This window comes from Nitrosomonas sp. HPC101 (assembly GCF_009833125.1).
In the GTDB taxonomy this organism is placed as follows: Bacteria; Pseudomonadota; Gammaproteobacteria; order Burkholderiales; family Nitrosomonadaceae; genus Nitrosomonas.
The window spans coordinates 119,305-133,606 of sequence record NZ_QRCC01000012.1 but is presented as its reverse complement, the minus strand read 5'-3'; the positions used below and the strand labels follow the sequence as shown (position 1 = coordinate 133,606).

Below are 14,302 nucleotides of genomic sequence, written 5' to 3'. Positions count from 1 at the left end.
TCTGCTGCCATGGTTGATTGGTGCACATGGTGCACCCTACAACTGCTGCCATTGTTGGTGGTGCACACGGTGCACCCTACGGCCGAGCTGCTGAGCATTACAAAAGTGAGCGATTGGCCCTATTCAACCTTTCATCGTCACGTTCGCCTGGGCACGTATGAACCCGATTGGGCGGGAACCACGCCGGAACCCGAACCCGCCACCACCGGCGAACCGTAGGGTGCACCCTGTGCACCGCGTTCGTCGTTCGCGTTGGCCACAACCCGCATTTTTCACCGTGGTGATGCATGGATGTTGTGTTCCGGCCTGGCTGCTGCCATGGTTGATTGGTGCACATGGTGCACCCTACGGCCGAGCTGCTGAGCATTACAATCCAGTTAAACACGGATTGGTCACAAAAGTGAGCGATTGGCCCTATTCAACCTTTCATCGTCACGTTCGTCTGGGCACGTATGAACCCGATTGGGCGGGAACCACGCCGGAACCCGAACCTGCCACCACCGGCGAACCGTAGGGTGCACCCTGTGCACCGCGTTCGTCGTTCGCGTTGGCCACAACCCGCATTTTTCACCGTGGTGATGCATGGATGTTGTGTTCCGGCCTGGCTGCTGCCATGGTTGATTGGTGCACATGGTGCACCCTACAACTACTGCCATTGTTGGTGGTGCACACGGTGCACCCTACGGCCGAGCTGCTGAGCATTACAAAAGTGAGCGATTGGCCCTATTCAACCTTTCATCGTCACGTTCGTCTGGGCACGTATGAAGTGACCTACTCCGTCTCGATTAAACAGAGTGCGGCAAAGTCACTTGAGAAAATTCCCAGGCCAGAACGGCTGCGTATCATAGAAGCAATTGATTCGCTGAAAAGATATCCCGGTGCCGGATCTGTTCTGAAAGGCGTTCCGGGTTACGCCGGATACGGGTCGGCATGTACCGAGTGATATATGAAGTCCAGGATAACCTTTTAGTGGTTCTGGTCGTCCGTATCAGTAATCGCTGCGACGCTTATCGCTGAGTTGTGTCCCCTATTCTTTTATTTTTTGCTCATTTATGAGCGAAGCCTGGAATCACTGCTGAAGGCACGATTAGCTCAAGACATTTCCGTTTTGAAGCACCGGGCTGCCGAATGCAATAATCAATCCACATGATCCAGTATGATGCCTTCCAGCAGTTTCAGAATACCGGCCAGCATCAGGCCAAATAACAATGTAACTACGGTGTTATAAATACGCCGGGGTTCCATTGAATATTCCGGGAAAGTAGGTGTCTGCAACACGGAGACTTTATCCAGCATTCGCGTCGCATCAATCCTGCCTTTTTCCAGCGCGGTCAGGGCCGCCTTGTACAGTTCTTTCGTAAAGGTGACTTCCATTTCCAGCCGCTGAAATGCCTCCATTGTGATATTCAGCGTTTTTCCTGTGGGATTGGCAAGTTTTGCTTTTTCAGTGGCAATCTGTTGGTTCACCGCAGAGAGGGATTGCTTGATCAGCATCAGATTGGGATGATTATGATCCAGTGTTTTTGGCAAAGAAGCCAGTTGTGTTTTAAGCTGGGCGCGCTGCTCCTCCAGTTTGGCAATGAGGGTATTGAGGCTCTCTGCAGTTGCTTGTGGTGAAAACAATCCGTTTTTATTCTGATACGCCAGTAATACCTGTTTCGCCTGCTGGAAGCGCAGTTGAGCTACATCTACCTGGGTAATCAGAAAATTAACCTGTGTTTCAGCCAGCTCATGACTGATCTGGTTCATATAACGCTCACCTTCACGTACCAGAAGATTGGAAATTCCCTGCGCGGTTTCAGGATCATAGGCTTGTGATTCAATACGAAGTACTCCAGCGTAATCATCGTATTCAATCGTTACGCGCGAGAGATAATGGCGGTGAAACCATTCCATATCCTGCAGCCACATGCGGGACAGGAGATCCGAGTTTTCATTGCTGTAGTGGGCACGCAAATGAAGTTCCGCATCCAGTTTTTTGAGCATGTCCACCGAAAGCAGGTATTCCCGCAGCAACAACTGATCCGCACGGTTGGTACCAGCGGCTCCTGCAATCACCATCGATAAATCAAAACTGGGAGCCGTAATCGAATCTGTTTTACGGATAATTACACTGGCTTCCGAAACATAGCGATCAGAAGCAATCAACAGCCAGTACACCACGGTTAACACGGCCAATACAAGGACAAACCATATCAACCCTGTAAACGGCCGCATAGAAAACCGGCTTTGCCTGACGGATTTATCCGGATGATATTCACTGACAGCCTGTTGTAATTCCGTCATTTTTGTGTTGTATCCTTATATGCTTTGAGAGCTTCCTCGATTTTGTCAAACCAATGTGCTTTGCCCTGATAAAGCAAAATACCGGCTTCACAAAACTGTTTAAGTGTACTGTCGCTGTGGGCAACCATGATGAGCCCGGCACGATCTGCCATACCCTTGAAAGCAGCCGCTGCTTTGTTACGGAAGGCAGCATCCCCCGCAGCAGTGACCTCATCTGAAATATAAATATCGAAATCAAAAGCCAGTGATAATCCAAACTGCAAGCGTGAGCGCATTCCGGAAGAGTAGGTGTTCACCGGTTCATTAAAAGCCGCGCCCAATTCAGAAAAATCCTGAACAAACGCCAATCGCTCGGCCAGATCTTCCTGATGGCCATGTATGCGACAGACAAATTTGGCATTCTGACGTCCTGTCAGAGTAGGCTCCAGCCCACCGTGCCCCATCGGCCAGGAAAGCCGGCAACGGCGCTCCACCTGTCCTTTGTTCGGGTGATCTATGCCACCAATAATGCGCAACAAAGTGGATTTGCCTGCACCATTCGAGCCGATCAGACCCACATTGACATTGCGCGGGATAGTCAGATTAATGCCCTGCAATACCCATTTACCGGGACCATGGTCGGTTTTATACCGTTTGTGCACATCTTTGATGACAATCATTTCATCACCAGCTGCAAAGCAAAGCGGCGGTACAACATCAAACCAAGAAACAGGCTAATAATGCCCCACGCATAGAGATATTCCATGCTGAGACCTTGTGCGGTGTGGTAATAAGAGAAAAAACCAGTACGCGCCAGTTCAATCCCGTGTGCAATCGGGTTTAGCAACAGGAGGTCAAGATAGGGTTGAGGTATAGCGGCCAACGGCATGATGACACCGGAAATCAGATACAACGGTAACATCAGGATTTTAAGCACATGCTCCATTTCCGGAATCATTACCATTAACACGGACGCTACCAGGCCATAACCCACTCCAAATAACCAGAGCCCGAAAACAGCCTGTACGACCAGCAAAGGATCACTCGGCAACGTCTCATGACCAAGCAGCATGGCTGCTGCCAGAATAATAATTGAGATAAACGACATCAGAAAAGCTTCCAGTACCGCACGCGCAATCGCAGGATCAAAAGGCTTCACTTGCCGGTAAGCAAAAAATGGCTGGTTGGAATCGATTGCGTACGTCACTTGCACAGCTGTCCGCCGAAACAGAAAGAACGCCAGCATACCAACGATAATCCACACAGCCATATCGGCATTCCCCACTGTACGAAGGCTAATGGCTGTAAAAACAAAAACCAGAAAACCAATATGCAAAGCAGGCTCGGCCAATAACCAGAACCACGCTGCCCGCATATCAAACAGACGATCAAGGGCCTCGCGCAGAAAAATAGCCTTCCAGACTGCAAAGGAAACAATCAAGGGGTTACGTGCTTCAGCCATAGCTATAGAAACAAACCCTAGAAAAAGAGCCGGTTAATTGCCAAACCCGGCATAGCAACAGACAGTAGCAGTTTCAGGAATTTGCCAAACTCGGCTTCTGGTGAGTTGGCAACGTAGATCACGTCCTGATCCTGCACCGGAAAATTCTGTGTCACAAACAGTGAAGCAGGATCACGCAGATCAACCTGGTAGATTACAGGTACAGTCCCTTCCGCTGTTTGAACAAGTGGATGATCCGCTTCAATCAGCCCGGCGTCTTCAAACCGGAAAATGAATACACCGCGTGCATCGGCACGTCTATCGGACAGGCCGCCTGAGCGTGCCAATGCCTGCGCCAGCGAAATGCCTTGCGCTTCAAAGGGAATTTCTTCGTTTTTTCCCAATGCGCCCAGCACTAGGAAATTTTGTGATTGGAATAAAGCGGTGACTACGTCACCCGGTTTGAGGGGGATATTTTGTTTGGGATCCCGGATGATGGTGTCCAAAGCCATGGTCGCGGTGATCGACCCACGTGAAAGCTGCATGGCCACGCGATTGATCGGTTGTTTAACACCACCGCCGGTTGCCAGTGCATCGAGAAGGCGTTCCCCTTTTGGGGTGAGCGCCATCAGGGTACTGTTATTGACTTCCCCGACAATCGTAACGTTAGCCGAATTACTCTTGGTGATCCGTACCAATGTTTGAGGGCCGTTCGCTTTGCCGGACAGCCGCCTGGTAATCTCTTCCTCAATTTCCTGGATTGTTTTTCCCTCGACAGAAACGCGCCCGGCAAACGGGATGGTAATGGTATTGTCTTGCATGACCATTTGTTCCGGGAAAGTTACCATATGGGTTGTCACCGGGCCTAATCCGGAATTCAGGGTAATTGCCCCAAACAACATGGCAGGGGGTGTTTCCCAAATGGAAACATCGATCACATCGCCAGGGCCAATCAAATAATTGTTGGCGGAGGTATGCGGGAAAACATCCGTAAATTGACCCAGTTTTTTCTTCGCAGCCAGTTTTCTGGCGATGGTATCGTCAACATCAATGAACTCGACTCCATCTATCCGGTTCATTTCATTTTCCTGCTCAATAATCTGTTCCCGGCTGGCGCCGCTGGAAGAAATCCAGCCCGGGTATGTTGCACAACCGGATAGAATGCTTATTAAAATCATTCCTGCCAGAAAAACTCCAGCTCGAACAGTCTGGCCCCCTATGCCCATACCTGTACCCTTCATTCTGTAGATCAACGATTCGCTATCAGCTTCTTTGCAACTTCACAGGCATACTGTATCTGTTGATCGGTATGCATAGCGGATAGAAAAAAGCGAAGTCTTGCCGCCTTTTCTTCAACTGCAGGGTAAACAATTGGTTGAACATTAATTCCGGCATCAAAAAACTGGTTTGACAGCTTCGCCGCTTTCAGTGAGCTTCCCACAATGGCAGGAATGACAGCATAGCCCTGCGCAAGACCGGTATTAATGCCAAGAGGCTGCATCGACTCCAGAAATTGCTGCCCTCGTTCATGCAGTCGCGCCACCCGTTCCGGCTCTCGCCGCATGATGTGTAATGCTTCCAGAGAAGCAGCTGCCAATGATGGTGCCATGCCGACACTGTAGACAAAACCCGGTGCAGCATATTTCAGATGTTCAACAAGCGCCCGTTCTCCAGCAATGTAGCCCCCACAACCTGCCAATGTCTTGCTGAGCGTGCCCATCCAGATATCCACTTCTTTACCTTGAATACCAAAGTGTTCACGCACGCCTTTTCCTGTTGCACCCAATACACCCAGAGAATGCGCTTCATCCACCATCAGAAAAGCTTTATGGTGCTGCTTGATACGGATGAGTGCCGGCAAGTCCGGAATATCGCCATCCATGCTGTAAAGTCCTTCGGTAACAATCAGCACCCGTTCGAACTGTGCACGGATTTCGGCCAGGATTTGGTCAAGCGCTACTGTATCGTTATGCGGAAATGATCGGCGCGTTGCTCCGGATAGCTGAATCCCCTGCAGTACGCTGTTATGAATGAGGCTGTCGTGAATCACCAGATCCTTCGGGCCAAAAAGGTAGCCAATGGTGCTGACGTTCGTGGCATGCCCACTGACAAATACGACGCAGTCATCCACTTCGTATAAATCGGCCAGTGCTTCTTCCAGTTTGCGCTGTACCGGTCGCTCACCTGCCACTAACCGACTTGCAGAAGCGGACGTGCCATAACGATCAATCGCTTCTTTTGCAGCCCGGTTCACGGCAGGGTGTCCTGCCAGGCCAAGATAACTGTAATTGGAAAAATTAATGTATTCACGTCCACCAATAAGTGTGGTGGCTCCTGCCACGCCATCGTGAACCCGAAAAAACGGGTTTTTCAAGCCCAACCGCTCAGATGCTGCCTTGGGAACCAGCATTTTTTCATAGCCGGGAAAGCGATCAAAACGGGTAAAAGTATCCGCAATGGATGCGTAGCTGGCTGTACGGTCTGCCAGTACAGGAGCGGCGACACCCGATGCTTCCATTTTTTTCCCAAGGATACGATCTATCAGGTGTGATCTCGTTTTTCGGGTGAGATTGGGTTTATTCATTTGATCAGGCTGATTCCTTCTTGTGCAAGGTGGTACACATCTTCTCTCAGGGCACTCACGTCTTCTGGCAACAATTCCTCTCCGTGCTGATGTGCAAACTCAGAAACCCAGTGAGCAGATTGCTCTGCCTGCGGCACCTCATCTTTGTCCGCCAATTTATCGGCGATACGCGCCGAAATGGTATGAACCGTAGGCGCATCATTGAGCATCATGACCGGCAACTGAATACAAAAACGTTGTTCCAATCCCAACGCAAGTTCGACTGTCATCAGCGAATCCATACCGTGATCGTGCAGGGAATGGTTGGGTTTGATGCGATCCGGGTTGATGCTCAGGGTTTGGGCTACTTCCCTGATCACCAGATTGCGCACGATTTCTATTATTTCTTCTCGGGATTTTCCGGTAATCAGTACCTGAATATCAGTTGATTCAGCCGCTTGAGATAACTCCTGTCTGTTCCGGTTGAGAATGTCAAAACGGTTACCAGCTGCAGAAGGTAACAAGCGAGCAAGCGTATTCCAGTCAAAGTTGGCTGGCATAGCAAGCCCTGTTTCATTGTCAAATGCGTCATCGAGTTGAGCCAGTGCCTCTGCTACAGAAAGTGGCGGCTTGCCAAGGCGCTGCTCCAGGCCGTTTTTAACAGCTTCATTACGAACCAGGTAGCCCGCATCACCAATGGGCCCCCAGGCAATACAAGTAGCCGGCAGCCCCGCCTGACGACGCATGGCGGTGATACCTTCAAGCCCTGCATTGGCTGCTACATAATTAGCCTGCCCGGGATTTCCAATTGCAGTGGTAACAGAGGAATACAGCACGAAATAATCCAGTGGTGTATTCAGCGTAGCCTGGTGCAAATGCCAGGTACCCAACAATTTGGCATTCATGACATTTTCGATGTTTTTCCGGTCAAGACTGGCAATCAGACGATCATCAAAAACAGCAGCTGAATGTAGTACACCTTTGAGAGGGGGAAAGATTTTTCTGATATGTTCGACAAGTGTATCCACCGCTATAGCCGAGGTAATATCACAAGCTTGGGCAATCACTTTTACGCCTCGATCTGCAAAGCTTTTAACGACCTCTCTGGCTCCTGGCGTTTCCATACCACGGCGACCCACCAGTACAAGGTGATCAACACCACGTTCAGCCAGCCAGCGAGCGGATTCCAGGCCAAAACCGGAAAGACCTCCCGTCACCAGCCATGTGGTATTTTTCTCAAAACATATCGTTGGCGCGGACCGTGAGGGCTGCTCGATGTCAGGCTGTGCATCCGCCATGGATACAACGACTTTTCCGATATGACGTGCTTGTTGCATCACACGAAAAGCATCTATAACACGATCGGCTGTAAATACCCGATAAGGCAATGGCGCCAGAGCTTGCTCGTGAAACAGTGCCATCACTTCACGAAAGAGCTGTGCAGCGAGTTTGGGGCGCCCTGTCAGTAACTGATCTGCATCGATTCCAAAATAACTGATGTTGTTCTTGAAGGGGCGCAGGCCAACTGGCGTATTTTCAAAAAAGTCTCGCTTGCCCAGTTCAAGGAAACGACCAAAGGGTTTCAGTACAGCAAGACTACGGCGCATCGCTTCACCGGCAAGTGAATTGAGCACCACATCAACCCCTTCACCAGCCGTCGCGTCTAGAATATCGTCAGCAAATGCCAGGCTGCGTGAGTCGAAAACATGATCCGCCCCCAGCAATCTGACGAAATCCCGTTTCTCATCACTGCCTGCAGTGGCATAAATTTCTGCACCGAGGTAGCGTGCAAGCTGGATAGCAGCAACACCAACACCTCCTGCCGCGCCGTGAATCAGTACGCGTTCGCCCGGCTGCAAAGCGGCAAGCTGCTTGAGCGCATAATAAACAGTGAGGAAAACCGTTGGAACAGTCGCTGCTGCTTCAAACGACCAATCTTCAGGCATGGGCACTACGGTATCCGCTCGCGTGACTACATGACTGGCAAAGCAGGAAGCACCAAAACCCATAACGGCATCACCCGGTAACAGGCCTTTCACGCGCGCACCGACACGGCTGACAACTCCTGAAAACTCCAGCCCGAGACTGGCGCCTGCAAAACCATTCTCAACAGCCTCATCCGGAAGCAGGCCCATGAGGTACATTACGTCGCGAAAATTAAGACCGGTCGCCCGGGTATGCACTTCAATCTCATCATCACTTAACAGGCGCTCCGCATCGGGTAACCAGACCAGGTTTCGCAATTGTCCCGGGAGGTGAAAATCAAGGTGGAATCGCTGTCCCTCCGGCTGTTTTATCGTCCTGATCTGCTCACCCGATTCTTCCTGCATGACCGGGCAATAGCGTGCTTGTACAGAAAGGACAATTTCATTACTGCCATCCGGGTAAAGCAACTCATTTGCCAGCCGGTCTGAAAGGCTATTAACAGTGAGGTCACAGGCCAGATCGATGAGCGTGCAGGAAAGCTGAGGACATTCGTTCATGATGACTCGTCCGAACCCCCACAGGGCAGATTGTGCCGGATTGGATTCTGCTTCGGCTGGATATCCGGTCACAAGCGCACCCCCTCTGGTGATAAGCCAGAGTCTGGATGTTTTTCCGCTCCGGGCCACTATCAGCTTTACGCTCTCCATGAGCATGGTTACGGTTGCTGCAGCACAGTCAGGCATATCATTCCAGCCCGACAGATGCACGATATGATCTGTATCTTGTAACAAATCCGCAGATACCCGGCTGGTAATGGCAACTATTTGCCCTGATGCGCGCAACTGATTACTCAGCTGCCCGGCCAGGGTTGCAGAAAACCCGTCAGCTACCAGCAGCCATGAGGCAACGGCGACAGGCTCAGAAAGCAGGGTACTATCTTGTGTGGAACGTTTGGCAAGCAGCAGATAGGCTCCCTCAGCAAGATCTTCTGCAGCGGGCTCAAGTAAGGTTTCCGTTTCCACAAACCCGGCATCGTTCAGCAATTTCTGCCATGTTGCGGGAGGCAACAACGGGGAAAGCGGTATATCTGAACCTGCATCATGCTGACGCCACCAGCCGGGATCTATACCTTCCAGAAAATTGATACTCCAGTCTGAATGCTGTTCAACCAGCAGCAGAATCGCCCCTGCAGCAAGCAGGCTCCGGATTTGGATCAGCGCTGCGGACGGGTTGCTTGTACGGTGTAACGCATAGCGCAGGATAACGACATCAAATGTATCCGGCAGCGGATGGTCCACAGTAAGCTGCAACGTGGCAGGCTCATACCGCGCCACGACAATGCTGGTATTGTCCTGATATTCGGCTTGCTGACGCGCCTGCGTCGCCTCATCCGGCAAAGCAAGAATATAGTCAAATCGGTCTTGGGATAACGAACACGTCAGTATTTCCGGCAATTCACTGGAGCCAGCAGTCACCTCCAGAATGCGCAGACGGCGTGAAACAGGCCAACTGTCCGCCAGGCTCTTGAGCGTCCCTTCAAGCGCAAGTCGCATCCCCAGATAAATCGGATCATCGTGGTAGCGCATTTCAGCTACTGGTGAATGTTTCAATTCATCCAGCAATTTCAACGCATCAGTTTCTCCACATAACAATGCCGGCAGTTGCCGACCGGCCCTTCCCAAAAGTGCCAGCTGCGGCAGATGCGCAGGTGAATCATATAGCAGTGATTGCCAGAGTGCTTCCAGTGAGGGTAAGTCAGTATCGGCAACAGCAGACCATTGGCCGGCACTGTCTTTTCCGAGCAATCCTTCGCTGGATAACAGGCTTGCCAGCCAGCGAGCGCAAGCGGTCGCTTGGGGTCCATCAAAAATTTGATGCCATTCCAGCGGTTTCTGCTGCTGGACATACTGCAAAGCCTGCCAGGCAAAGGATAATGTTAAAGCCTCAGTGAGCGGAAGCGTTTCCTTGAATAAGGTATGCCGATCCTGCTTGATACTGTCGAGCTGCACTCGTGCCCGCTGGACAAGATCCGACACAGGCGGCATGGTCACGGTCATACCGTCGAGTGGGTGAGGATTAAGCCGGGGGACAATACGCCAGTTTGATATTTTTTGCTGAATATGCCGTTTGAGGGGGGCAGCACGGAATCGGCAGGCAGAAACACTTGCAAGCAAATTACCTTGATCATCCACCAGCTCGAAATCCGCCAGCACAGAACGCGCGCTGCGACGACACAAACTGGCGCGTAAAAGTGCCGCCTTCTCATTGCTGTAAAAATTCAGCCTGCCTATTTTGACTGGAAGCAAGGCGGTTCCCTGCCCGGCATCGATTTCTTCACCAAAAAAATCAACCAGTGACTGGAAGCAAAGATCCAGTATGGCCGGGTGCAATAAATAATCATTCAGGTTCAATAATTCAGGATAAATCAGCGCAGCTTCGAGCCTGTCTGCCTCGACATTTACGTCACGCATCCCTTGAAAAGTCGGGCCATAATCCAAACCAAGCTTTAAGGCACGCCGATAATGGGCTGTACCCCCGATTTGCTTGACAGGCACCGCGGGTGGATCGATACGCGCTGCAGGAATCTTGTCAGTGGTTTCCAGAACACGTCCTGAAGCATGCAACGTCCATTCGTCATGACTGAGCCGCTGGCGACTTTTGATATGGAATTCGCCATCACGCGGATTCAGAAACAAATGAATAGTGCGCGCATGCTCACCATCAAAAACCATCGGAGAGATGATGTCGAGTTGCTCGATCATGAAATGCTCTCCCCCCAGCCATTCACGCGCTGCAGCCAGTGACATTTCAGCATAAGCAGCACCAGGGTACACGATCACATCGCCTACCTTATGATCAGCCAGCCAGGGCAGGATAATCGGATCAAGCGTGTTTTCCCAGACGGCATCGACACCCGGAATACGCCAGCCTAACAGCGGGTGCACCCGGCGACGATCCAGCAAATGTAATCCTTCGCTCGTCCATGACACCTGGTGCCGCTCCCGCTGCCATGGGTAGTTAGGCAGACGAACCCACCGGCCGGGAAAGGGGAAACAAGTTTGCAGTGATGGCCGCTCAGCAAGAAGCTGGGTACGCAGCGCGGCTTCGGTAATTTTTTGCAAACCACTATTCTCGCGGTGCATTGTCGGAATCACACGCCCGTCGATTTTTGCTGCAGTCAGACATTCACCTATATACCGCTGCAGAATTGCATGTGGCCCGATTTCAATGAATATTCTGCAACCCAGTTCAGCAATTTTGTTTATCGCTGCTGCAAATTGAACGGGTTCTCGCACATTGCGCCACCAGTAATCTGCGTTGAGTGAGGACCCATCAATCTCGCTCCCGGTAACGGTTGAAACAATTGTGATGTTTTGGGTATGAGCAGGAGCAAGTTTGCCGAGCTTGCGGACCAACGTTCCTCCGATAGCATTCATCCGTTTGCTATGGAAAGCATAATCGAGATCAAGCAACCGGAAGAAAACGCCTCTGGATTCAAGCAAACTTTGTATACACTGCAAACCTTCCAGAGAACCAGAAAGTGTGACGTTGTCGGGACTATTGATCCCGGCTATTTCCACTTTGGCACCCATTCCTGATGTAGTGATGATTTCCTGTGCTGCCTCAGCAGACAGTCCAACTGCTGCCATCCGGCCTTTTCCGCGTGTCAGCGCCTGCAGCTGGCTGCGAATACAGATGACACGTATGGCCTGTTGTAGATCAAGCGCACCTGCGGCCCAGGCTGCCGCAACTTCACCCACACTGTGGCCGGCGACAGCTGCGGGCTCAATGCCCCGCTGACGAAGCAGCATCGTAATACCGACCTGGATAGCAAACAGCAGTGGTTGCGCAACACGGGTATCGTCCAGTCTGGAATTTTGACCTTCTGCTTCCAGCTCGGAGATCAGTGAAAACCCTGTCTGGGGCAACATGATTGCATCAATTTCACTCAGGATTACTTTGAATTCTGGAGATTCAGTAAGCAATGCGTAACCCATTCCAACCCACTGCGCACCATTTCCCGAATAGACAAAAGCCACTCCACCACTTTGCGGTAACTGATCCTCAATAAAAATCCGGGAAGGTATATCACCGTTGGCATAACAATTAAGCAGATCAATCGCTGAATCTACCTTGCCGGTATGTAGTGCCAGTCTTTTTTCCATACGCTCACGGCGAAAAACTGCTGCATAGGAAATATCGTAAAATTCCTGTGGAGATTTATCTTTCAGCAATTCGGCGTAACGCCCGGCCATGGCGCGCAAGGCGGCTTCCGTGCGTGCGGAAAGGAAGAGTGGAGGCAATGATTCTATGCTCGGTGCACCGGCCCTATCTTCCTGAATGGGGAATTCCTGTAATAGAACATGGGCATTGGCGCCACCAAATCCGAAAGAGTTAACGCCAGCAACGAGCGGCCTTTTTCTCTTGCTACCCAATGTTTTATATTTTCTGACGAGCTGCAGATTAAGTGCTTGAAAATCAATCTGTGGATTGGGTCTGTGCAGATGGATGGCAGGTGGCAGTGCTTTGTGTTTAAGTGCCAGTATGGTTTTGATCAATCCAGCCATACCGGAAGCAGATTCGAGGTGACCAAGGTTGGCCTTGACCGACCCAATAAGCAATGGTTTAGCACGCTCCCGACCATAAACCATGCCAATTGCTTTGGTTTCAACAGGATCTCCGACCACCGTTCCTGTACCATGTGCTTCAATAAAATCGATATTTCTTGATGCAAGGCCGCTGCGCGATAATACTTCTTGCATCAATTCCGCCTGACCATCACTGCTGGGAATGGTAATTCCGGTTTTGCGGCCTCCATCGGCATTAATGCCACTGGCAAGAATAACTGCGTGGATATTATCACCCTCAGCCAAAGCCTGTTCCATGGGCTTGAGCAGCAGAACGGCAGCCCCTTCTGAACGCACATAGCCATCTCCGGAAGCATCAAAAGGTTTGCAACGCCCACTACTGGAAAGCATCGATGCTTTGGTGAATCCAACAAACGGATGCGGATGAAGCAGCAGGTTGACACCCCCAACCAGAGCTGCAGAGGCCTCCCCGTTACGCAGACTGTTGCAAGCGTGATGTAACGCTACCATCGATGAAGAACAGGCTGTATCCACTGCCAAAGAAGGGCCGTGCAGATCGAAAACGTAGGAAATACGATTGGCTGCGATACTCAGCGTATTTCCTGTCATCGTATGTGAGGTTATGCTGGAAAGATCATCCATCCAGCGCATGCCGTAATCAAACCCGGAAATCCCCATATAAACTGCACAATCCGATCCTGCCATGGAAGAAGGCGGAACCCCCGCATTTTCCAGAGTCTCCCAAGTCAGCTCCAGCAAAAGACGTTGCTGAGGATCGAGCACGCCTGCTTCACGTGGTGAAATACCAAAGAAGCTGGCATCAAATTCTTCTATGTGTGAGAGCACTCCTGCCGAAAAAGTAATGCTACGACCACGCTCCGAACGCTTGTCATGTTGTAATTCATCGACAGCCCAGCGATCTTCCGGAATCCGGGTTACCAGATCACGTTTTTGTTTCAGTGCATTCCAGAAATCGGTTTCATCACTCAGATCTCCCGGAAAACGAAAAGCAAAGCCAACGATAGCCACAGGAAACGAGGATGATTTATCTGTACCATTTTCCTTTGTGCAGGTATCTGCTGACTCGCTTCTGCTCTCATCCGCAGCATGCTTGCTGATGGGTCGGTTCATTTTTCTATCCTTCAGAAATGACACTATGCTAGTTTCGATAAGCTTGGAACGTGGCTTTACTCAAATATAAACAAGCAAATATCTGCAAAACTTTCCGCCAGGCCTTCCAACTTCATATTTATGTCATAAACATATGCATGATTCCCAAGAAGAATAACTCTTTATACGACAGGGTAAATTTTTGGAGTAGTTGGTTATAACCCTTCTTTTCCAAGAATGAAGAATGAAGATTTAAGGAAACGCTGATTGAATCGTAAGTTGTCACTGCGAGCGAAGCGAAGCAATCCAGTTTCTTATGTTTATCAATGTTTTATGGATCACCACGTCGCTTCTCTCCTCGCGATGACGGAATAAATCAGCGTCTCCCTAAGGAGCCTCTACAAAACT

General features: G+C 50.6%; 8 protein-coding genes and 1 pseudogene. 3 read left to right on the top strand and 6 right to left on the bottom strand.

Features of this window, described 5'->3' with window-relative positions; translation table 11 throughout:
• The 3 genes and pseudogenes from ABO04_RS11935 to ABO04_RS09800 all read left to right on the top strand — a co-directional run.
• Nucleotides 1-219: pseudogene (locus tag ABO04_RS11935) on the top strand (hypothetical protein); the annotation flags it as partial.
• A gap of 10 nt (nt 220-229) precedes the next feature.
• The gene (locus tag ABO04_RS12265; protein WP_275689233.1) at nt 230-514 is read left to right on the top strand and encodes a hypothetical protein; all 285 of its coding nucleotides are present in this window, start codon (nt 230-232) and stop codon (nt 512-514) included.
• A gap of 33 nt (nt 515-547) precedes the next feature.
• A complete protein-coding gene (locus tag ABO04_RS09800; protein ID WP_160810488.1) occupies nt 548-943 on the top strand; it encodes a hypothetical protein in 396 nt (131 codons plus the stop codon).
• 194 nt (nt 944-1,137) lie between these two features.
• Here ABO04_RS09800 and ABO04_RS09790 read toward each other — a convergent pair whose 3' ends face one another.
• From ABO04_RS09790 to ABO04_RS09765, 6 genes are all read right to left on the bottom strand, one after another.
• Nucleotides 1,138-2,286, bottom strand: coding sequence for a chain-length determining protein (locus ABO04_RS09790; RefSeq protein WP_160810487.1), 1,149 nt, complete (start codon nt 2,284-2,286; stop codon nt 1,138-1,140).
• Nucleotides 2,283-2,945, bottom strand: a complete 663-nt coding sequence (locus tag ABO04_RS09785) for an ABC transporter ATP-binding protein (protein WP_160810486.1) — start codon at nt 2,943-2,945, stop codon at nt 2,283-2,285. The genes ABO04_RS09790 and ABO04_RS09785 overlap by 4 nt, the downstream gene beginning before the upstream one ends.
• Entirely contained in the window at nt 2,942-3,727 is a 786-nt protein-coding gene (locus ABO04_RS09780) for an ABC transporter permease (protein WP_160810485.1), read from the bottom strand. Before ABO04_RS09780 ends, ABO04_RS09785 begins: the two co-directional genes overlap by 4 nt.
• A gap of 17 nt (nt 3,728-3,744) precedes the next feature.
• On the bottom strand, nt 3,745-4,884 hold the full coding sequence (locus tag ABO04_RS09775; protein WP_240141509.1) for a polysaccharide biosynthesis/export family protein: 1,140 nt from the start codon (nt 4,882-4,884) through the stop codon (nt 3,745-3,747).
• A 71-nt stretch (nt 4,885-4,955) separates the two neighbouring features.
• Nucleotides 4,956-6,290, bottom strand: a complete 1,335-nt coding sequence (locus tag ABO04_RS09770) for an aminotransferase class I/II-fold pyridoxal phosphate-dependent enzyme (RefSeq protein ID WP_160810484.1) — start codon at nt 6,288-6,290, stop codon at nt 4,956-4,958.
• Nucleotides 6,287-13,915, bottom strand: a complete 7,629-nt coding sequence (locus ABO04_RS09765; protein ID WP_160810483.1) for a type I polyketide synthase — start codon at nt 13,913-13,915, stop codon at nt 6,287-6,289. Before ABO04_RS09765 ends, ABO04_RS09770 begins: the two co-directional genes overlap by 4 nt.
• Nucleotides 13,916-14,302 lie beyond the last annotated feature (387 nt).

What these genes read in the sequence shown, in the direction of transcription:
- ABO04_RS09780 (WP_160810485.1), bottom strand. Translation starts at nt 3,727, where the DNA reads ATGGCTGAAGCACGTAACCCCTTGATTGTTTCCTTTGCAGTCTGGAAG.
- ABO04_RS09770 (WP_160810484.1), bottom strand. Translation starts at nt 6,290, where the DNA reads ATGAATAAACCCAATCTCACCCGAAAAACGAGATCACACCTGATAGAT.
- ABO04_RS09790 (WP_160810487.1), bottom strand. Translation starts at nt 2,286, where the DNA reads ATGACGGAATTACAACAGGCTGTCAGTGAATATCATCCGGATAAATCC.
- ABO04_RS09775 (WP_240141509.1), bottom strand. Translation starts at nt 4,884, where the DNA reads ATGATTTTAATAAGCATTCTATCCGGTTGTGCAACATACCCGGGCTGG.
- ABO04_RS09785 (WP_160810486.1), bottom strand. Translation starts at nt 2,945, where the DNA reads ATGATTGTCATCAAAGATGTGCACAAACGGTATAAAACCGACCATGGT.
- ABO04_RS09765 (WP_160810483.1), bottom strand. Translation starts at nt 13,915, where the DNA reads ATGAACCGACCCATCAGCAAGCATGCTGCGGATGAGAGCAGAAGCGAG.